The 21,520-nt window shown below is 46.2% G+C and carries 18 protein-coding genes; all 18 read left to right on the top strand.

The window, feature by feature from the left end; genetic code table 11:
• Positions 1–142: 142 nt before the first annotated feature.
• Positions 143–871 carry a UMP kinase gene (gene pyrH, locus PSI17_RS02985; protein ID WP_273550537.1) on the top strand — a complete coding sequence of 243 codons (729 nt, stop codon included), beginning with the start codon at positions 143–145 and terminating at the stop codon, positions 869–871.
• A gap of 170 nt (positions 872–1,041) precedes the next feature.
• Complete coding sequence (gene frr, locus PSI17_RS02980) at positions 1,042–1,599, top strand: ribosome recycling factor (protein WP_273550536.1); 558 nt, start codon at positions 1,042–1,044, stop codon at positions 1,597–1,599.
• A 184-nt stretch (positions 1,600–1,783) separates the two neighbouring features.
• The gene (ispC, locus tag PSI17_RS02975) at positions 1,784–2,980 is read left to right on the top strand and encodes a 1-deoxy-D-xylulose-5-phosphate reductoisomerase (RefSeq protein WP_273550535.1); all 1,197 of its coding nucleotides are present in this window, start codon (positions 1,784–1,786) and stop codon (positions 2,978–2,980) included.
• A gap of 337 nt (positions 2,981–3,317) precedes the next feature.
• Positions 3,318–4,013 carry a polyprenyl diphosphate synthase gene (uppS, locus tag PSI17_RS02970; protein WP_443255993.1) on the top strand — a complete coding sequence of 232 codons (696 nt, stop codon included), beginning with the start codon at positions 3,318–3,320 and terminating at the stop codon, positions 4,011–4,013.
• Positions 4,014–4,022: 9 nt separating this feature from the next.
• Positions 4,023–4,886, top strand: coding sequence for a phosphatidate cytidylyltransferase (gene cdsA / locus PSI17_RS02965; protein ID WP_273550534.1), 864 nt, complete (start codon positions 4,023–4,025; stop codon positions 4,884–4,886).
• 9 nt (positions 4,887–4,895) lie between these two features.
• Positions 4,896–6,263 (top strand): sigma E protease regulator RseP, encoded by a 1,368-nt coding sequence (gene rseP, locus PSI17_RS02960; protein ID WP_273550533.1) that lies wholly within the window; start codon positions 4,896–4,898, stop codon positions 6,261–6,263.
• A 34-nt stretch (positions 6,264–6,297) separates the two neighbouring features.
• Positions 6,298–8,673, top strand: coding sequence for an outer membrane protein assembly factor BamA (bamA, locus tag PSI17_RS02955; protein WP_273550580.1), 2,376 nt, complete (start codon positions 6,298–6,300; stop codon positions 8,671–8,673).
• Between the two features lie 72 nt (positions 8,674–8,745).
• Positions 8,746–9,243, top strand: coding sequence for a molecular chaperone Skp (skp, locus tag PSI17_RS02950; protein WP_273550532.1), 498 nt, complete (start codon positions 8,746–8,748; stop codon positions 9,241–9,243).
• A gap of 4 nt (positions 9,244–9,247) precedes the next feature.
• A complete protein-coding gene (gene lpxD, locus PSI17_RS02945; RefSeq protein WP_273550531.1) occupies positions 9,248–10,276 on the top strand; it encodes a UDP-3-O-(3-hydroxymyristoyl)glucosamine N-acyltransferase in 1,029 nt (342 codons plus the stop codon).
• Positions 10,277–10,437: 161 nt separating this feature from the next.
• Positions 10,438–10,890 carry a 3-hydroxyacyl-ACP dehydratase FabZ gene (gene fabZ / locus PSI17_RS02940; protein WP_273550530.1) on the top strand — a complete coding sequence of 151 codons (453 nt, stop codon included), beginning with the start codon at positions 10,438–10,440 and terminating at the stop codon, positions 10,888–10,890.
• A gap of 3 nt (positions 10,891–10,893) precedes the next feature.
• Positions 10,894–11,691 carry an acyl-ACP--UDP-N-acetylglucosamine O-acyltransferase gene (lpxA, locus tag PSI17_RS02935; protein ID WP_273550529.1) on the top strand — a complete coding sequence of 266 codons (798 nt, stop codon included), beginning with the start codon at positions 10,894–10,896 and terminating at the stop codon, positions 11,689–11,691.
• A gap of 4 nt (positions 11,692–11,695) precedes the next feature.
• Positions 11,696–12,880 carry a lipid-A-disaccharide synthase gene (lpxB, locus tag PSI17_RS02930; protein ID WP_273550528.1) on the top strand — a complete coding sequence of 395 codons (1,185 nt, stop codon included), beginning with the start codon at positions 11,696–11,698 and terminating at the stop codon, positions 12,878–12,880.
• The gene (rnhB, locus tag PSI17_RS02925) at positions 12,880–13,470 is read left to right on the top strand and encodes a ribonuclease HII (protein ID WP_273550527.1); all 591 of its coding nucleotides are present in this window, start codon (positions 12,880–12,882) and stop codon (positions 13,468–13,470) included. Before lpxB ends, rnhB begins: the two co-directional genes overlap by 1 nt.
• 15 nt (positions 13,471–13,485) lie before the next feature.
• Positions 13,486–16,968 carry a DNA polymerase III subunit alpha gene (dnaE, locus tag PSI17_RS02920; protein ID WP_273550526.1) on the top strand — a complete coding sequence of 1,161 codons (3,483 nt, stop codon included), beginning with the start codon at positions 13,486–13,488 and terminating at the stop codon, positions 16,966–16,968.
• Between the two features lie 12 nt (positions 16,969–16,980).
• Complete coding sequence (gene accA, locus PSI17_RS02915; RefSeq protein ID WP_273550525.1) at positions 16,981–17,940, top strand: acetyl-CoA carboxylase carboxyl transferase subunit alpha; 960 nt, start codon at positions 16,981–16,983, stop codon at positions 17,938–17,940.
• Between the two features lie 247 nt (positions 17,941–18,187).
• Positions 18,188–19,105, top strand: coding sequence for a DMT family transporter (locus PSI17_RS02910; RefSeq protein ID WP_273550524.1), 918 nt, complete (start codon positions 18,188–18,190; stop codon positions 19,103–19,105).
• Positions 19,106–19,140: 35 nt separating this feature from the next.
• On the top strand, positions 19,141–20,499 hold the full coding sequence (tilS, locus tag PSI17_RS02905) for a tRNA lysidine(34) synthetase TilS (protein WP_273550523.1): 1,359 nt from the start codon (positions 19,141–19,143) through the stop codon (positions 20,497–20,499).
• A 587-nt stretch (positions 20,500–21,086) separates the two neighbouring features.
• Positions 21,087–21,520, top strand: a 434-nt coding sequence (locus PSI17_RS02900) for a VapA/VapB family virulence-associated protein (RefSeq protein WP_273550522.1), incomplete at its 3' end; no start/stop codon positions are given.

Below are 21,520 nucleotides of genomic sequence, written 5' to 3'. Positions count from 1 at the left end.
TTTCTTGAACGGAGCCGCCGATTGGCGGTTCTGTTTTATCTCATGATGAATTTTGACATCTGGGCTACATAGCGTGGATGTGTCGTAGTTGAGTGAATCGTAATCAATCCCCAATATCCTTATCTGCTTAGGACTGAACACCATGGCAACCAATGCAAAACCCGTATATCAGAGAATCCTGCTTAAGCTCAGTGGAGAAGCCTTGCAAGGCGCAGAAGGTTTTGGTATCGACGCCAGCGTCTTAGACCGCATGGCTCAGGAAGTCAAAGAACTGGTTGAACTGGGTATTCAGGTCGGTGTCGTTATTGGAGGAGGCAACCTGTTTCGTGGTGCCGGTTTGGCAGAAGCAGGAATGAACCGTGTCGTCGGCGACCACATGGGCATGCTGGCAACGATGATGAATGGTCTGGCAATGCGTGATGCTTTGCACCGTGCCTATGTGAACGCGCGTTTGATGTCCGCTATCCCGCTAAATGGCGTGTGTGACAATTATAGCTGGGCTGAGGCGATCAGTTTATTGCGTCACGGTCGGGTTGTTATTTTCTCTGCGGGTACGGGTAACCCGTTCTTTACAACAGATTCCGCTGCATGTCTGCGTGGCATTGAAATTGAAGCGGATGTTGTGTTAAAAGCAACCAAAGTTGATGGCGTCTATTCTGCTGATCCGGCAAAAGATCCTGAAGCTGTTCTCTACAATAAGCTCACTTATCAGGACGTATTGGAGCGTGAATTGAAAGTGATGGATCTGGCCGCCTTTACGCTGGCGCGTGACCATAACCTGCCAATTCGTGTCTTTAATATGAACAAACCAGGCGCACTTCGTCGTGTTGTGATGGGGGAAAGTGAAGGTACGTTGATTTCTCACGGCTGATTTTTCACCGCTCTTACTCAGAGACATCGGTGAAATTTGACGGTATGATCACGTCCTGATGCGCCAAATTTAATGACACAGGGCCACATGCGCCTTAGCGTATTTGACTCACGTATCTGTGGATTACGCAGTGTGGCCTAAAAAATAACCATCTCCCAAGGGTTTGTAACGTGATTAATGAAATCAAAAAAGACGCACAAGACCGCATGGAAAAAAGCGTCGAAGTACTGAAAAACCAAATTAACAAGATCCGTACTGGCCGTGCTTCTCCAAGTCTGTTGGATGGCATCAGCATTGAATATTATGGCTCTGCAACGCCACTGCGCCAGATTGCCAACGTCGTTGCAGAAGATGCCCGTACTTTGGCGATCACGGTATTTGATCGTTCCATGACTGCGGCGGTTGAAAAAGCCATTATGGCTTCTGATCTGGGCCTGAACCCCTCTTCTGCTGGAACCATTATTCGTGTTCCATTGCCAGCACTGACAGAAGAGCGTCGTAAAGATCTCATTAAAGTTGTGCGTGGAGAAGCGGAGCAAGGCCGTGTCTCCATCCGTAACATCCGCCGTGATGCGAATGAGAAAGTTAAAGCTCTGCTGAAAGACAAAGAAATCAGTGAAGATGAAGAGCGTCGCTCACAAGACGAAATTCAGAAACTGACTGACAGCTTCATTAAGAAAGTTGATGAAGCGCTGGCAAATAAAGAAACTGAGTTGATGGATTTCTAATTGCCATTTCATGCCGACAACGCCGCCACTTTTGCGGCGTTGTTCTTATCTCGGATATGACACTTCGTATCACATTTCTTTCTCAAGCGATGGACATAGCTATCCGCACCGCTCAAACTATGACGGTTCTCTGTTGCAATTTTCCATTGCGATTTTATATCAGTAGCATACTTAGAGTATAAAAATGAAACGGTTAACTATTCTTGGCTCAACGGGTTCGATTGGGAAAAGTACGCTTTCTGTTGTCCGAAATAACCCGGGGAAATTCAGTGTCGTTGCACTGGTGGCTGGGAAAAATATTGAAGTCATGGCACAGCAATGTCTGGAGTTTCACCCGCAATATGCCGCCATGGTAGATGAGTCGTCAGCAAAAGCGCTGCGCCAGTTATTGCAGGTGCAGGGAAGCCAAACCGAAGTGCTGTCCGGTAAAGAGGCCATTTGTGATTTAGCGGCATTGGAAAACGTCGATCAAGTCATGTCGGCCATTGTTGGCGTTGCCGGTTTATTGCCGACGTTGGCCGCGATCCGCCAAGGCAAACAAGTGCTGCTGGCTAACAAAGAATCTTTGATTACCAGTGGTCGCCTGTTTATGGATGCGGTTGCCCAATATCAAGCGCAATTGCTGCCCATTGATAGCGAACACAATGCCATTTTCCAATGCCTGCCGGAAGAGGTGCAGCACAATCTTGGCAATGTCAGTCTAAAAGAGCACGGTATTTCCAGCATTATTCTGACGGGATCAGGCGGGCCGTTTCGCCAGACATCTTTGGATAAACTGCCTGATGTGACGCCAGATGAAGCATGTGCCCATCCTATCTGGTCAATGGGACGTAAAATTTCGGTTGATTCCGCGACCATGATGAACAAGGGTCTGGAATATATCGAAGCGCGTTACCTGTTCAATGCTTCCGCCGATGAAATGGAAGTATTACTGCATCCCCAATCGGTTATCCATTCCATGGTTCGTTATCAGGATGGCAGCATCATTGCACAATTGGGAACACAGGATATGTGTACCCCTATCGCTTATGCGATGGCTTATCCTAACCGCATTCCATCGGGTGCAAAGCCATTGGATTTTACCGAATTGAGTATGCTCACTTTTGAATCCCTGGATTATCAGCGTTATCCTTGTCTGAAATTGGCTATTGAGGCTTGTCATCAAGGACAGGCGGCAACAACGGCGTTGAATGCCGCCAATGAAGAAGCCGTTGATGTTTTTTTGCAAGGTGGCATCCGTTTCACTGATATTGCGGCCATCAATCGATGGGTCGTTGAAAAAGTCAATTTATCTGAACCTCAAAGTATCGAAGAGGTCTTGGAAATCGATAACATGGCAAGGGTTTTAGCGAGAGAAGCCATCAGCACCTTCGCCAAATAGCCAATTTTATTAATAGGTATAGGTTTGCGTTTTGGCAAGTGATATAGTTCGCGGGTAAATTATAGTTGCTATAATAGCCGTTTCAATTATCTGGTGCCTACATTCTAATCATCGATAAGCGTGTAATCATATCAAAGATAAAGGCTTTCATTCAGGTTGTACCAGAAAAATAGCCGTGATATCCGTGGTGATTATTGACACGTGACACGGCTTTTTCATGTTTGGAAGTGATTGCGTTTACCAGAAGGTCAGCTTAGTTATTTAAGGATTATTTTGAGTGATATCTCCCAGTGATAGTGACTCATTGCCAGCGTTACCCAGACATGTTGCCATCATTATGGATGGTAATGGTCGCTGGGCAAAAAAACGCGGCAAATTAAGAGTTTTTGGCCACCGTGCAGGGATCAAAGCCGTGCGGAATGCCGTGAGTTTTTCAGTGAAACACCACATTGAATCACTGACGCTATATGCTTTTAGCAGCGAAAACTGGAATCGCCCACAGCAGGAAGTCAGTTCATTGATGGAGCTGTTTGTTTTTGCTCTCGATAATGAAGTCAAAAGCCTGCATAAACACAATGTGAAATTGTCTGTTATTGGCGATATTAGTCGTTTCAGCTCACGGTTGCAGGAACGTATTCGTCGTTCAGTTGAATTGACCGCAGGCAATACCGGTTTGCACCTTAATATTGCGGCTAACTATGGTGGTCGTTGGGATCTGATTCAAAGTTTTAAACAAATCGCTGAAAAGATTAAAGCCGATGAACTGGTTCCCGAAGAGATTACCGAAGCGACAGTGGGTCACTTCATCAATTTAAGTCAGCAGCCTGAAGTCGATCTGGTGATCAGGACGGGGGGCGAACATCGCATCAGTAATTTCCTGTTATGGCAGATCGCTTATGCAGAATTGTATTTTACCGATATACTTTGGCCTGATTTTGATGAAACTGTTTTTGAAGGTGCGATTAATGCCTTTGCTAAACGAGAACGCCGATTTGGCGGAACAATACCAGACGATGCCAAAGTGGGATCATAGGAGGAGAACTTGCTGAAGTACCGTCTTTTAACTACGTTGATATTGATTCCACTTGTTATTGTAGCGCTGTTTTTCCTCCCCCCATCCGGGTTTGGGCTGGTTGTCATTGCTGTTTCAGCACTGGCGGCATGGGAATGGGGGCAATTTGCAGGTCTTTTCACTCAAGCTAAACGTATTACGCTGGCTGTGTTATGTGCTGTAGGGTTACTGGCCTTGCAATACTCGTTGTCGGATTTTTCTCATCTCATTGATAAACCACAAATTGTCTATCTATTATGGGCTGGCATGCTTTGGTGGATAGCCGCAATTTTATTGGTGGTGACTTATCCGGCTTCTGCTTCCGTCTGGCAATCGTCAGTTGTCTGGCGTCTGCTATTCGGGGTGCTGACTATCGTGCCATTTTATTGTGGAATGATGGTGCTGCGTACCCAAGGCTATGAGAATAATCCCTATGATGGCGCATGGTGGTTGTTGTACGTCATGCTGTTGGTCTGGGCTGCTGATTCAGGCGCGTATATTTTTGGCCGGACCATGGGCAGGCATAAAATGGCGCCCAAAGTATCACCCGGCAAAACCCTTGAAGGGCTGGTTGGCGGGTTATTGACGGCCGCGTTGATTTCGTGGTTGTTCAGTCAATTTGCCCCTGTCCCCGCGATGCCGGAACATCTGTTGCTGATTTCTGCGGTGGTGGTGATTGCCTCGGTCTTTGGTGATTTGACTGAAAGTATGTTCAAGCGGGAATCTGGGATTAAAGACAGTAGTCAATTGATTCCAGGGCACGGCGGTGTCATGGATCGGGTTGATAGCCTGACTGCGGCAGTTCCGGTGTTTGCCGGATTGGTGATGTTGATTTCTTCTGGATTTACTCTCTGAAGGTACGTAATGGATATTCTCTGGAATCTGGCTGCATTTATTGTTGCTTTGGGTGTTCTCATCACAGTGCATGAGTTTGGCCATTTTTGGGTTGCCAGACGATGCGGTATCTACGTTGAACGCTTTTCCATCGGATTTGGCAAAGTACTTTGGCGTCGGACAGATAAACAGGGAACTGAATACGTTATCGCGCTGATCCCCCTTGGTGGATATGTCAAAATGCTCGACGAGCGGGTAGGCGAAGTTGCTGCCGAACGTCGTCATATGGCATTCAACAACAAAACGATTGGCCAGCGCGCGGCTGTTGTCAGCGCTGGGCCAATCGCAAACTTCATTCTGGCGGTGTTCGCTTATTGGCTGGTTTTTGTGATAGGCGTGCCATCCGTGCGCCCTGTCGTATTGGATGTTAAGCCAAACTCGATTGCTGCCCAGGCAAAAATTTTGCCCGGAATGGAACTAAAAGCCGTTAATGGTATCGAAACTTCTGATTGGAATGCAGTACGCCTTGCGATGGTCGGCAACGTCGGTGCGACATCCGTATCGGTGGATGCTTTACCCCTGAATACGATTGGTGGTTTTCAAGAAAACAGTGTTCAAAAAACACTGGATTTGCGTAAATGGACCTTCGACCCCGCCAAGCAGGATGTTTTACTGTCTCTAGGCATTATGCCTGTTGTACCACGGCTGAGTTCACAAGTAGAAAAAGTTTATCCTGCTTCAGCCGCTGAAAAAGCGGGTTTACAAAGTGGGGATAGGATCGTTAAAGTCAATGGTCAAGATGTGGATGTATGGCACACTTTTTCATCTTTTGTCAGGAAGAATCCGAATATTCCTCTAAAATTGGACGTTGCAAGAGCAGGCGGAATGATTTCCCTGTCTCTGACCCCCGAAGTCAGAAAGTTATCCAATGGCCGTGAGGAGGGATTTGCTGGCGTCGAACTGAAAATCATTCCATTGGCGGATGAATACAAGGTTATTCAGCAATATGGACCTTTTTCTGCCATTTATGAGGCAGGAGACAAGACTTGGCAATTAATGAAGCTGACGGTCAATATGATCGGCAAATTGATTGTGGGCGATGTAAAACTGAATAACCTGAGCGGCCCGATTTCCATTGCCAAAGGTGCCGGAGTATCGGCAGATTCTGGCTTGGTGTATTATTTAATGTTTTTGGCGCTAATTAGCGTCAATCTTGGGATCATTAATTTGTTCCCATTACCTGTACTAGATGGTGGACACTTGCTTTTCCTCGCGATCGAAAAGATCAAGGGAGGGCCAGTCTCCGAGCGTGTACAAGACTTCAGTTATCGCATTGGTGCTATATTACTGGTGTTATTAATGGGGCTTGCACTTTTCAATGATTTCTCCCGCTTTTAAGGTGGGGGACCAGTTAGGAAAACGCATAACAACGATGGCGATGAAAAAGTTGCTCATAGCGTCGCTGCTGTTCGGCAGCGCCACTGCATACAGTTCAGACGGATTCGTGGTTCGGGACATTCATTTTGAGGGTCTTCAACGCGTCACCGTTGGTGCAGCATTACTGAACATGCCAGTTCGGGTAGGTGATACGGTTAGTGATGAAGATATTAGCCGCGCGATTCATTCATTGTTTGCAACGGGAAACTTTGAAGATGTTCGTGTCTTACGTGATGGCAACTCACTTGTTGTTCAGGTAAAAGAACGGCCAACCATCGCCAGCATTACTTTCACCGGCAATAAATCGGTGAAAGATGACATGCTCAAGCAAAATCTTGAAGCCTCTCGTGTTCGTGTTGGTGAAGCCCTTGACCGCACTATGCTATCCAGCATTGAGAAAGGGCTGGAAGATTTCTACTACAGTGTTGGTAAATATAACGCAACAGTAAAAGCGGTTGTCACACCTCTGCCCCGTAACCGTGTTGATTTGAAACTCGTTTTTTCTGAAGGGGTTTCTGCCAAGATCCAACAAATTAATATTGTTGGCAATAAAGCCTTTTCAACCAATGAGCTGCTTAACCATTTCCAACTCAGGGATGATGTTCCTTGGTGGAACATGACGGCTGACCAGAAATACCAGAAACAAAAATTGGCCGGCGACCTTGAAACCTTGCGCAGTTTCTATCTTGACCGAGGCTATGCCCGTTTCAATATTGATTCGACCCAAGTTAACCTGACGCCAGATAAGAAAGGTATTTATATCACGGTCAATATCACCGAAGGCGATCAGTACAAAATCGCGGGTGTTGATCTGAATGGTAATTTGGCGGGTTATCAGCCTCAAATCGAGGAATTAACGAAGATCGAACCTGGCTCGCTGTATAACGGTGCAGAAGTGACCCAGATGGAAACCGCGATCAAAAATCTGCTTGGTCGTCATGGTTATGCCTATCCTCGCGTAATGACCCAACCTGAAATTAACGACACCGATAAAACGGTTAAACTGCATGTGAATGTGGATTCTGGTAATCGCTTCTACGTGCGTAAAATCCGTTTTTCAGGCAACGACGTGAGTAAAGATTCAGTATTGCGCCGTGAAATGCGTCAGATGGAAGGCTCATGGCTGGGAAGTGATTTGGTTGAACAGGGTAAAGATCGCCTCAATCGATTGGGGTATTTTGACTCGGTTGATGTAGAAACTGAACGTGTACCCGGCAGCCCGGATCAAGTGGATATCGTTTACAAGGTCAAAGAACGCAATACGGGCTCCATGAACTTTGGGGTGAGTTTCGGTACAGAGAGTGGCATGGGTTTTCAGGTTGGCCTTCAACAAGCCAACTGGTTGGGAACCGGTAACTCCGTCAGTATTAACGCCAGTAAAAATGACTATTCAACGTCAGCTGATATCTCCATGACCAACCCTTACTTTACGGTTGATGGTGTCAGTTTGGGGGGGCGTTTGTTCTATAACGACTTCCGCGCCGATGATGCTGACCTGTCGAATTATACCAATAAAGCCTACGGTACTGAGGGTTCGCTCGGTTTCCCGCTGAATGAAAATAACGGGTTGTCGTTGAGACTGGGTTATATCCATAACTCGCTGTCTAACATGCGCCCACAAGTCGCGATGTGGCGTTATTTGAATAAAATGGGTGACCATCCAAACTTTAAAGACAAGGCTAAGTTTGATACCAATGACTTCTCAATCACCATGGGATGGGTTTACAACAATCTTGACCGTGGTTTCTTCCCTACTTCTGGCCTGAAATCTTCTCTGGATACGAAGGTGACCATTCCCGGCTCAGATAACCAGTTCTATAAAGTCACTTGGAACGTAACGGGTTATTACCCACTGGATAATAATCACGCATGGGTGCTGATGGGGCGTACACGTCTGGGATATGGCGGTGGTTTTGGTGGCAAAGAGATGCCCTTCTATGAAAACTTCTATGCCGGTGGTTCCAACAGTGTTCGCGGCTTCCGCTCAAATAATATTGGCCCGAAAGCGGTTTATTTAGATGGAACTGATAAAGATAAGAGCCCATCCCGTGATGCAGTGGGGGGGAATGCGACGGGGGTTGCCAGTTTCGAACTGATTACCCCGACCCCGTTCTTGGATGCTAAATATGCCAACTCCTTGCGGACTTCGCTGTTTGTTGATGCGGGAACGGTGTGGGATACCAACTGGAATAAGACTGACGCTGGGTTGCCAGACTACAGTAAGCCAAATAACATCCGTGTTTCGGCGGGTATTTCTCTGCAATGGATGTCACCGTTAGGGCCACTGAGCTTCTCTTATGCGAAGCCAATTAAGGAATATGCGGGTGATAGAGCTGAGCAGTTCCAGTTCAATATTGGCGGGGTTTGGTAATTATTAACCATTTTTGGTGAAAATCGCCCTATTATTAGATAGGTAACATAGCGTAGGTCAAAGGAGTTTATAGTGAAGAAAATATTGTGTGCAGCAAGTTTGGGTATGGCATTAGCGTTCTCTGCGGGTGCGCAAGCGGCAGATAAAATTGCTTTAGTGAACGTTGCTGAAGTGTTCCAACAGTTACCTGCCCGTGAAACTGTGGCAAAACAGTTGGAAAGTGAGTTTAAAGGCCGCGCAACCGAATTACAGCGTATGGAATCTGAGCTACAAACCAAAATCCAGAAGTTGCAGCGTGATGGTTCAACGATGAAGGCCAGTGAACGCGAAAAATTGGAAAAAGAAGTGATGGCAAAACGTGATGATTTTGCTCAGAAAGCGCAGAACTTTGAAAACGACAACCGTCGTCGTAGTACGGAAGAACGCAATAAGATCCTGAACCGCATTCAGGATGCCGTTAAAGTGGTTGCAGGCAAAGAAGGTTACGATCTTGTGCTGGATGCGAATACCGCTGTGTATTCTGCATCAAGTAAAGATATCACCGCAGAAGTACTGAAACAGGTTAAGTAAGTAGATGGTTTCAATTCGATTAGCTGATCTCGCTCAGCAGTTGAATGCGCAATTGCATGGTGATGGCGATATCGTCATCACCGGTATTGCGCCGATGTATTCAGCTAATAACGAGCAAATTACCTTTTTATCCGACAGTCGTTATACTGACAAACTTGCTAGCTGTCAGGCTGCGGCTGTTGTGCTGCGCGAAGCCGACCTCCCTCACTGCAAGGTTGCCGCGTTGGTGGTTAATGATCCTTACCTCGCCTATGCACGCATGGCGCAAATTATGGATACGACCCCGAAACCTGCACAGGATATCCACCCGTCAGCCGTGATCTCCCCTGAAGCCGTACTGGGCGAAAATGTGGCCGTTGGTGCCAATGCGGTGATCGAATCCGGTGTTGTGCTGGGTGATAATGTGATCGTTGGTGCCGGGTGTTTTATTGGGAAAAATGCGCAAATTGGTGTCGGAACCCGCCTTTGGGCCAATGTATCGATATACCATTATGTTGAAATTGGTGAGTCGTGCCTGATCCAATCAGGAACTGTTATAGGTTCCGATGGTTTTGGTTATGCTAATGAGCGTGGAAATTGGGTTAAAATTCCACAATTAGGCACCGTCATTATCGGGGATCGCGTTGAAATCGGCGCTAGCACGACCATTGATCGCGGCGCGTTAGATAACACTGTTATCGGTAATGGTGTTATCATAGACAACCAATGCCAAATCGCTCACAACGTGACGATTGGAGACAACACCGCAATAGCGGGTGGTGTCATTATGGCCGGGAGTTTGAAAGTCGGCCGTTACTGTATGATCGGCGGAGCCAGTGTCATTAATGGGCACATGGAAATCTGTGATAAAGTAACCATAACGGGTATGAGTATGGTGATACGCTCGATTACAGAGCCTGGTGTATACTCATCGGGTTTCCCGTCACAACCGAACAGGGCTTGGCGTAAGACTGCCGCTTTAGTCATGAATATCAATGAAATGAATAAGCGCTTGAAGTCAGTTGAACGTCAACTGGAAGGTGAAAACGAGTAATCATACCCGAATCTTGGATAGACATTTTTGATTAAACGTTTTTAATTAGCATTTTTGGTTGTGCTTTTGATTTTGCGGCCTGCCTGATAACTCTGAATTTAGGGTTAACGCAGGCCGTGTCGTTAGTATTATGATCCTTATATGACAGGAAGAGTATTTAGATGAGTGATAATCATACTCTGCAAATTGAAGAGATTTTAGATTTACTGCCTCACCGCTACCCATTTTTGTTGGTAGATCGCGTCTTAGATTTTGAGGCAGGTAAATTTCTGCGCGCAGTCAAGAATGTATCATTTAATGAACCATTCTTTCAGGGGCATTTCCCTGGTAGACCGATTTTCCCCGGTGTCTTAATCCTTGAAGCAATGGCTCAGGCGACCGGTATTCTGGCGTTTAAAAGTGTTGGATCACTGGAGCCAGGTGAATTGTATTACTTTGCAGCGATTGATGGCGCTCGATTCAAGCGTCCGGTTCTGCCGGGTGATCAAATGATCATGGAAGTAGAATTTATTAAAGAACGTCGCGGTGTTGCGCGTTTCAGGGGCGTAGCGAAAGTCGATGGAGAAGTGGCTTGCGAAGCTGAAATGATGTGCGCGCGCCGTCGTGAGGCTTAATCCATGATTGATCAAACCGCTGTTATTCATCCCTCTTCTATTGTTGAAGAGGGTGCTGTTATTGGTGCCAATGTTCGCATTGGCCCATTTTGTTATATCGGCGCTCAAGTTGAGATTGGTGAAGGGACTGAATTGAAATCCCATGTTGTGGTTAATGGGATAACGAAGATTGGTCGTGATAACCAGATTTATCAATTTGCCTCCATCGGTGAGGTAAATCAAGATCTCAAATATCAGGGTGAACCCACCCGCGTTGAAATTGGTGACCGTAATCGCATTCGTGAAAGTGTTTCTATCCACCGGGGCACGGTTCAGGGGGGCGGGGTAACTCAAGTCGGCAATGATAATTTGCTGATGATCAACGTCCATATCGCCCATGACTGCATCGTGGGTGATCGTTGTATTATTGCGAACAACGGCACGTTGGGCGGGCATGTTATTCTGGGTGACCATGTCATTATCGGTGGAATGACGGCGGTGCATCAATTCTGCCAAATTGGTTCCCATGTGATGGTCGGCGGCTGTTCCGGCGTTGCTCAGGATGTTCCTCCTTACATCATCGCGCAGGGAAACCATGCAACACCTTTCGGATTGAATATCGAAGGTCTGAAACGCCGTGGGTTTGACAAAGAATCGCTGCATGCCATTCGTCACGCCTATAAGACGCTTTATCGCAGCGGAAAAACGTTAGACGAAGCCAGACAAGACATTGATCTTCAGGCAGAAAATAACCCGCATGTGAAAGTATTCAGCGATTTTCTGGAAAATTCCGTAAAATCCAGCCGTGGCATTATTCGTTAAGTAGATGAAGGATACTCCTTTGACTACCTTGTCTTCTGTTGATAATCAGCGCCCGCTGACAATTGGTTTGGTCGCCGGAGAAACATCCGGTGATATTCTTGGGGCAGGGTTGATTCGCGCATTGAAAGCAAAAATTCCGCACGCCCGCTTTGTGGGCGTTGCCGGCCCTCTTATGCAGGCTGAAGGTTGTGAAACCTGGTATGAGATGGAAGAGCTGGCCGTCATGGGGATCGTTGAAGTTCTGGGACGTTTGCCCCGTTTGCTGAAAATACGCAGGGATTTAACCGCGCGTTTTACCGCGTTGAAGCCTGATGTGTTTATTGGCATTGATGCACCTGACTTTAACATTACCTTGGAAGGTCGGCTTAAGCAGCAGGGAATTAAAACGATCCATTACGTTAGCCCATCTGTCTGGGCGTGGCGCCAGAAACGCGTGTTTAAAATTGGGCGGTCAACGGATTTGGTATTGGCATTTTTACCCTTTGAAAAAGCCTTCTACGATCGGTTTAACGTTCCATGTCGGTTTATTGGGCACACGATGGCAGATGCCATGCCTTTGCAAACAGATAAAGCCGCCGCCAGAAAAATGTTGGATATTCCACTGACTGCTCACTGTCTGGCGATCTTGCCCGGTAGCCGCCATGCTGAAGTCGAGATGCTAAGTGCTGACTTCTTAAAAACCGCCCAATTATTGCGGGAGAAATTCCCCGATCTGCATATATTGGTGCCTTTGGTTAATGCCAAACGGCGTGAACAGTTTCAGCGTATTAAAAACGAGGCAGCACCGGATTTGCGGCTCCATTTATTGGAGGGTAAAGCGCGTGAAGCCATGATTGCCAGTGATGCCGCGTTACTTGCATCCGGTACGGCAGCGCTGGAGTGTATGCTGGCCAAGTGCCCGATGGTGGTGGGCTATAGAGTGAAACCTTTTACATTCTGGCTGGCAAAACGTTTGGTGAAAACACCCTATTTCTCCTTGCCTAACCTGTTGGCAGGCAAAGAATTAGTTAAAGAATTACTACAGGATGAATGCACACCAAAAGCGTTGTCAGAGGCGTTGTTGCCTCTTTTGCAAGGTGGTGCGGATGTGGCAGCGTTAAAACAAACGTTTTTGCATCTGCATAAACGCATTCGCTGTGATGCCGATGAACAGGCCGCACAAGCCGTTTTGGAATTAGCGAGAAGATAATGGATTTTGTTTATCCACAGGCGAATTTGATTGCTGGTGTTGATGAAGTCGGGCGTGGCCCATTAGTCGGGGCTGTCGTCACGGCGGCAGTGATTCTTGATCCGGCGAAACCCATTGCAGGCTTAGCGGATTCGAAAAAACTCACGGAAAAACGCCGTGAAGCACTCTATTTGGAAATAAAAGAGAAAGCCTTGTGCTGGAGTCTCGGCCGTGCAGAGCCGGAAGAGATCGACCAGCTCAACATCCTCCACGCCACCATGCTTGCTATGCAAAGGGCGGTTGAAGGGTTGGCAGTCACCCCAGATTATGTTCTCATCGATGGCAATCGTTGCCCGGCATTAACCATGCCAGCCCAAGCCATCGTGAAGGGGGATAGTCTGGTTGCAGAAATCAGCGCCGCCTCCATTCTTGCCAAAGTGACCCGAGACAGAGAAATGGCCGAACTGGATAAACAGTTTCCTGGCTACGGCTTTGCGCAACATAAAGGCTATCCTACCGCCCTGCATCTGGAAAAACTGGCTTCTCTAGGGGCGACGGAACATCATCGTAAAAGTTTTGCGCCAGTCAAACGGGCGCTAGGTCTTGGATAAAAATCTGGACAGATTATGACAGAACCACGTTTTGTACACTTACGTGTTCACAGCGATTATTCAATGATTGATGGCTTGGCTAAGACCGGCCCGTTGGTGAAAAAAGTGGCCAAATTGGGGATGCCCGCTTTGGCAATCACGGATTTTACCAACTTATGTGGGTTGGTGAAGTTCTATGGCAGCGCCCACGGTGCCGGTATCAAGCCCATTATCGGGGCAGATTTTTATGTGGAAAGCGATTTGTTGGGCGATGAATATGCCCATCTGACGATCCTTGCCCGCAATAATGAGGGTTATCAAAATCTGACCTTGCTGATCTCAGAGGCTTACCAAAAAGGATATGGTGCGATCGGCCCCACCATCAAGCGGGAATGGTTGGTAAAATATAAAACAGGCCTGATCCTGCTGTCGGGTGGACGCATGGGCGATGTGGGTAAATTCCTGCTGCGTGGCAATCAGGTGATGGCGGAACAATGCCTCGATTTTTATCAGGCACATTTCCCTGACAGCTATTACTTTGAGTTGATCCGTACCGGGCGTCAGGATGAAGAAAATTATCTTCACGAGGTTGTGGCGCTGGCAGCAGAAAAAAATCTTCCCGTGGTGGCAACCAATGATGTCTGCTTTCTGGAAAGCGAAGATTTCGATGCCCACGAGATCCGGGTTGCTATCCATGATGGTTATACGCTGTCTGATCCGAAACGGCCTAAAAATTACAGCCCTCAGCAATATCTACGCAGTGAACAGGAGATGTGTGAGCTTTTCTCAGACATTCCTGAAGCGCTACAAAATAGCGTAGAAATTGCTAAACGCTGTAATGTCACCATTCGTCTTGGTGAGTATTTCCTGCCGCAATTCCCGACAGGAGAAATGAGCACTGAAGATTTTCTCGTTGAAAAATCCAAACAAGGGCTGGAAGATCGTTTGGCGTTTCTCTATCCCGATCCGGAAATCAGGGCGCAGAAACGTCTGCCCTATGATGAACGCCTTGATATTGAGCTGAACGTTATCAACCAAATGGGATTCCCAGGTTACTTCCTGATCGTGATGGAATTTATCCAGTGGTCGAAAGACAACGGTGTCCCCGTTGGTCCGGGGCGAGGCTCTGGTGCCGGTTCCCTTGTGGCTTACGCATTAAACATTACCGATCTCGATCCGCTGGAATTCGATCTGCTGTTTGAACGTTTCCTGAACCCTGAACGTGTATCGATGCCTGACTTTGACGTCGATTTCTGTATGGAAAAACGTGATCAGGTTATCGACCATGTTGCAGAGATGTACGGGCGGGATGCGGTATCGCAGATTATCACGTTTGGTACGATGGCGGCGAAAGCGGTTATCCGCGATGTTGGGCGCGTGCTTGGGCACCCTTATGGGTTTGTTGATCGAATATCAAAATTAGTGCCTCCTGATCCCGGCATGACGCTGGAAAAAGCCTTTGCAGCCGAGCCACAGCTACCTGAAATTTACGAAGCGGATGAAGAAGTTAAGGCGCTGATAGACATGGCGCGCAAACTGGAAGGTGTCACGCGTAACGCCGGTAAGCATGCTGGTGGCGTGGTTATTGCACCCACCAAGATTACCGACTTTGCCCCGATTTACTGTGATCCGGAAGGGCAAAACCCGGTTACCCAGTTTGACAAAAACGATGTGGAATATGCGGGTCTGGTGAAGTTTGACTTCCTTGGCCTGAGAACCCTGACCATCATCAACTGGGCGCTTGAGATGGTGAATGCCCGCCGTGCCAGGCAGGGGCTGGAGCCGATTGATATCGCCGCGATTCCACTGGATGACAAGAAAAGTTTCGATATGCTGCAACGCTCTGAAACTACGGCCGTGTTCCAGCTTGAATCCCGCGGGATGAAGGATTTGATCAAACGCCTGCGTCCCGACTGTTTTGAAGACATGATCGCATTGGTGGCACTATTCCGGCCGGGGCCGTTGCAATCAGGCATGGTAGATAACTTTATCGACCGTAAACATGGGCGGGAAGAGCTATCTTACCCTGACGTTGAATGGCAGCATGAATCCCTGAAACCCGTCTTGGAGCCGACTTACGGTATCATTCTGTATCAGGAACAGGTGATGCAGATTGCACAGGTGTTGGCGGGTTATACCCTTGGCGGTGCAGATATGCTGCGCCGTGCAATGGGGAAGAAAAAACCAGAGGAGATGGCTAAACAGCGGTCAGTATTTGAAGAGGGCGCGACAAAACAGGGCATTGATGGCGAACTCTCGATGAAGATCTTCGATTTGGTGGAGAAATTCGCGGGTTATGGCTTTAACAAATCGCACTCTGCCGCTTATGCACTGGTTTCTTATCAGACTTTATGGCTGAAAGCGCACTATCCGGCTGAATTTATGGCTGCCGTGATGACCGCGGATATGGATAACACCGAAAAAGTCGTTGGGCTGGTGGATGAATGCTGGCGCATGGGGCTGAAAGTGTTGCCCCCGGATATCAATAGCGGCTTGTATCATTTCCACGTCAATGATGACGGAGAAATCGTTTACGGTATCGGTGCGATTAAAGGTGTGGGTGAAGGGCCGATTGAAGCGATGCTCGAAGCCCGGCAGGAAGAAGGCCATTTCAAGGAGCTGTTCGACCTGTGCGCCCGCGTTGATATTAAAAAAATCAACCGCCGTGTGATGGAAAAACTGATTATGTCCGGTGCCTTTGACCGGCTGGGGCCACACCGTGCGGCACTGATGTCCTCGCTGGAAGGCGCACTGAAAGCCGCAGATCAACATGCCAAAGCGGAAGCGACGGGTCAAACGGATATGTTTGGTGTGTTGGCTGAAGAACCCGAACAGGTTGAGCGTTCCTATGCCAGTACGCCAAAATGGCCAGATCAGGTGGTCTTGGATGGTGAGCGGGAAACTCTGGGCTTGTATTTAACCGGACACCCGATCACCAGCTATTTAAAAGAGATTGAACGATATACCAATGGATTGCGTCTAAAAGATGTGAACCCGACACCTCGTGGTCAAGTCACAACTGTGGTAGGTTTGGTGTTAGCTGCCAAAATAATGACGACTAAACGGGGAAACCGGATTGGGATCAGTACGTTGGACGATCGTTCAGGACGTCTGGAGATCATGCTGTTCTCTGATGCGTTGGAAAGGTATCAGCATTTATTGGAACAGGACAAGATTTTGATTGCGACCGGACAAGTCAGCTTTGATGACTTCAGCGGTGGGCTTAAAATGACAGTGCGTGAGCTAATGGATATCAGTGAGGCCCGTGAAAAATTTGCACGTGGGCTTGCTATCTCGCTATCAGACAGGCAAATTGATGAACAATTATTGAACCGCCTGCGTGGTGCATTGGAGCCACACCGTTCAGGAACGATACCGGTTCATCTTTATTATCAGCGGGTAGATGCCCGCGCCCGTTTACGATTCGGTGCAACATGGCGGGTAACGCCGACAGACACCCTTTTGACAGATCTGCGAACTCTGCTGGGTAATGAGCAGGTAGAATTAGAATTTGACTAGAATAGGAACGTTATGAGTCTGAATTTTCTGGATTTTGAACAGCCGATTGCCGAGCTGGAAGCGAAAATCGATTCGCTCACCGCAGTTAGCCGTCAAGATGAAAAGCTAGATATCAATCTGGATGAAGAAGTCCAGCGTCTGCGGGAAAAAAGCCTAGAGCTGACTCGCAAAATTTTCGCTGATTTAGGGGCATGGCAAATTTCTCAGCTATCGCGTCATCCACTGCGTCCCTATACGCTGGATTATATTAAACTCATCTTTACTGACTTTGAAGAATTAGCGGGTGATCGCGCCTATGCTGATGACAAAGCGATAGTGGGCGGATTGGCACGTATTGATGGTCATCCAGTGATGGTGATTGGCCATCAGAAAGGGCGTGAAACGAAAGAAAAGATCCGCCGTAACTTTGGTATGCCATCACCGGAAGGTTATCGCAAGGCATTGAGATTGATGGAAATGGCAGAACGTTTCAAATTGCCAATCATGACTTTCATTGATACTCCTGGCGCATATCCTGGTGTCGGTGCAGAAGAGCGGGGTCAGTCAGAAGCGATAGCACGTAACCTGCGTGAAATGTCTCGCCTTTCCGTACCGGTTATCTGTACGGTGATTGGCGAAGGTGGCTCTGGTGGGGCGTTGGCGCTGAGTGTGGGTGATAAAATTAATATGTTGCAATACAGCACCTTCTCCACCATCTCCCCGGAAGGCTGTGCTTCCATTTTGTGGAAAAGCGCTGAAAAAGCACCATTGGCGGCCGAAGCCATGGGAAATACCGCACCGCGTCTGAAAGAGTTGAATCTGATTGATACGGTTATTGCAGAACCCCTGGGTGGTGCGCACCGCAACTATGAAAAAATGGCTGAAGCATTGAAAGTTCAATTGTTGGCTGATCTTTCTGAGTTAAGTGAGCTGGAGAGTGAAGAGTTAGTTAACCGTCGTTATGAGCGCTTGATGCAGTACGGTTACTGCTAAGTCTGCATAAAAAGATCGACAATTAAAAAGGTCTGCAAGTCAATTCTGGAAGCTGGTTGTTATTGATATGATGGCTTTCACATAATACGGCGTTATTTTGAATATCGCGAATAGCAGATGGAAAACTTATCAGGTGGAAAGTATTGAGGAGTGATAATTCCCGAGTATTTCCACCTGTTTTGCTATTTATAGGAATGGGATAGGTGCCTCATAGGCTGAGCTTTAAAATAAATAAGTTGAGTTTTCTATGGCCAAATATAAATATATTATTTATGCATTTTCTTGCGTGTTTATCTGGAGCTTTATTCCTTCTATATCGCGTTTTGGTCAGAAAACGATGGATCACTTCCAATACTTATTCTGGTCAAACATTTTGTCTGTTTTGGCGGTATTTGTTGTCGCGTTGATGATGGGGAGAAGTTGGAAAAAAATTTTATTCATTCCGTTTCCCGTCATGCTTAAGGTGCTTATCTTAGGTGCTTTGGATTGTTTCTTCTATTTACTGCTTTACTATGGTTATTCCATTGAGAATGGGGTTGCTGTTTTGGTGATCCAATATAGCTGGCCGTTAATGATTATTGGATTGTCATTTTTTCTGTTTAAAGAAAAATTGTCGATCAAGCAGATGATCGGCATTGCGATGGGCTTTATGGCCGTTGTGATTACTTTCACGAAAGGAAATATTACCGAGATTGCGGTAGAACATCCCCAAGCATTGTTACTGGTATTTAGCGGGGCATTTTGTTTTGCATTAATGTCGGTATTATCGAGGCAATTTGCTATTGATCCTTATATTAGTACATTCTGGGTATTCACCTGTTCTACCTTAGTCTCTGCGATATTTATGTTTGCTTTCAGCAGCATTAACTTACCTGACGGTGATTCACTGATGCCAACGTTGCTTAACGGCATCATACTGAATGGCGTCTCGTATATTATTTGGTTTAAGGCCATGAACGCCCCTGATTCTCATAAGATTGCCTCAATCCTGTTCTTATCCCCCGTTTTGTCGATGATGTGGATTATCCTGTTTTTTGGTGATGCGTTTGTGCCTGCGTATGTGTTTGGATTAGCGCTGGTGATTATTTCTGGGTTGCTGTGTATCAGTAATCAGAGAAAAACGCCTGAACAAAATAAAATGACAGATGATCTGATTGAGGATTGATCTGGTCAATAAAAAAGAAAGGTTATGGCTCCATAATGGCAAGTTCTTATGATTTTCTGCTTACCACGTTGGCAGAACAGATTGGTCAGCATAAAAAGATTTTGGTCGGATTTAGCGGTGGATTAGATTCCACCGTATTGCTGCATTTGCTTGTTCGTTTGCGAACTCAATCACATCAATTGGATCGTGAGCGAATGGCATTAAGGGCAATTCATATTCATCATGGTTTAAACCCAAAGGCCGATTTATGGGTCGAACATTGTCGTCAGGTTTGCGCTGATTGGCAGATTGATTTCCGGACTGAACAAGTCGAGCTGAATACCCGCCAGAATGGAATTGAAGCCGCAGCACGAAATGCGCGTTATCACGCTTTCCAACATGAGCTACAGCAGGATGAAGTTTTAATGACGGCGCAACATCTTGATGATCAGGCAGAAACGTTTTTATTGGCATTGAAACGGGGCAGTGGTCCGGCGGGATTATCTTCCATGCCACCCAGAATGCCGTTTGCGGGAACGACATTGATTCGTCCATTACTCGATGTCAGCCGTGCAGAATTGGAAGCCTATGCACAGGCACAAAAATTACAATGGGTTGAGGATGATAGTAATCAAGATGATCGCTATGACCGTAATTTTTTGCGCCTGAATATCATGCCGTTACTCAATCAGCGCTGGCCTCATTTTCCGCAAGCGGTTTCCCGTAGTGCCAGCTTATGTGGGGAACAAGAACAATTGTTGGATGAATTGCTGCAAGAATCTTTGTATTCATTGGTTACATCGGAAGGTGCAATCGCTATTCCTCCTTTGGAAAACAGTTCTGAAGCAAAACGGAATGCGTTGTTGCGACGGTGGCTTCATCAGTGTGGCATAAAAATGCCGGCACGGGAGCAGCTCCAACGAATTTGGTCAGAAGTGGCACTCGCTCGGCAAGATGCAGAGCCTCGCTTTAGATTAGGACAACATGATATTCGCCGTTACCGGCAGCAACTTTGGCTGGTGCCCCAATACCAGAATCTGACGGACTCTATGCTTGAATGGGATTTACAGCAGAAATTGACGTTACCGGATGGGTTAGGGACGCTGCTCTGCGCTAAAGAAAACAGTATTGAAAACTGTATGACCGTGAGAAAACCAAACAGTCATGAGCAAGTGACGGTTCGTTTTGGTGTTCAGGGCAATATCCGTATTGTGGGACGGCAACATTCCCGCCACAGTAAGAAATTATGGCAAGAGTTGGGCGTTGCGCCTTGGCTTAGAGAGAGAACCCCTTTGCTCTATTACAATGAAACGCTAATTGCCGCGTTGGGCGTTTTTATTACTAAAGAAGGGCAGGGTTTGCTGGATAACGAGGAAATTTCAGTTCAGTGGAAGAGGGGCATTCTTTATGCTTAACGGTATCGTCGGTTTTCTCCATTAATCGAAATACTAGAGTTAACTTATTGATTTATGAGGTTACATTATAAACGGTGTGATCTCTTCTTTATTTAGTCATTTACCTGTAAACAAGACTATTTCACCCAGAAAGTTTAGTTAATTGATATTTTTATCTTGAAAATATAACAACGTGTACTATATTTTTATATATAGGCTAATTCTGTTTTTAAATGCTTATGTTTTAATTTGTTACGTTAAAGATTGGTTCGGGATTTAAAGCCATTAACCATATCAATGAAATGGTTAAACTATAATCAAGTTATCGTAAACTCTTTTAATTTTATCGCCATCTGAAAATTGAAAACTGAAAGTAGAAAGTGAGTATTGATAAAATCATTATTTATACCCTCCATCTTTCAAGTTACTGCTTTATTGGTTTCATGCACTTACCTTAGTCACATAGTTATAGAACATATGGTTTTAAATTATATGGTTTTAAATCATGTGGTTTTAAACATAAGTTGGCTATTTTTCTGGGTATTTGTGCCTTTGCTGCCGTGTTGAAATTTATTGGGTATATCCTTTTTTTAAATAAGGTGGCTAATATGATTGATGCGATTAATGAAAATGACATTAAAATTCAAGCGCTAAGCGTATTTTCTAAAGAAATGCAAGGTAAGTTAGAACAAAATAAAATTGATGAAATATGCAAAAAATTTCTTTTAGGTGAAGAGAGTTATGCCTATAAATCAAGACCTTATGTGACCAGTTATGTTTTTTACACTCATGTGGAATTGGCCGTGAGCAATGGTTTTATATTTATCGGGCATGGGAGTGTATTAGATTCACCGGGTTCAGGAAGCTATTGGGGAAAACTTTATGCCAGCGATTTTGATAAATTGCGCGCGAATACAGACTCTTTTTGGTACATTTCGAACTTAACCTCAGGAATATTATTGTTTTTTGACCTAAATAGCACGTTATTAGCAAATTTCGTTGGATTTGGTATCTCGTCAGTTTTATCTTCAGGTACGGGTTA

Source organism: Xenorhabdus sp. IM139775 (assembly GCF_028598745.1).
In the GTDB taxonomy this organism is placed as follows: domain Bacteria; phylum Pseudomonadota; class Gammaproteobacteria; order Enterobacterales; family Enterobacteriaceae; genus Xenorhabdus.
The sequence above is the reverse complement of the archived record's forward strand: the minus strand, read 5'-3'. Positions and strand labels throughout refer to the sequence as shown.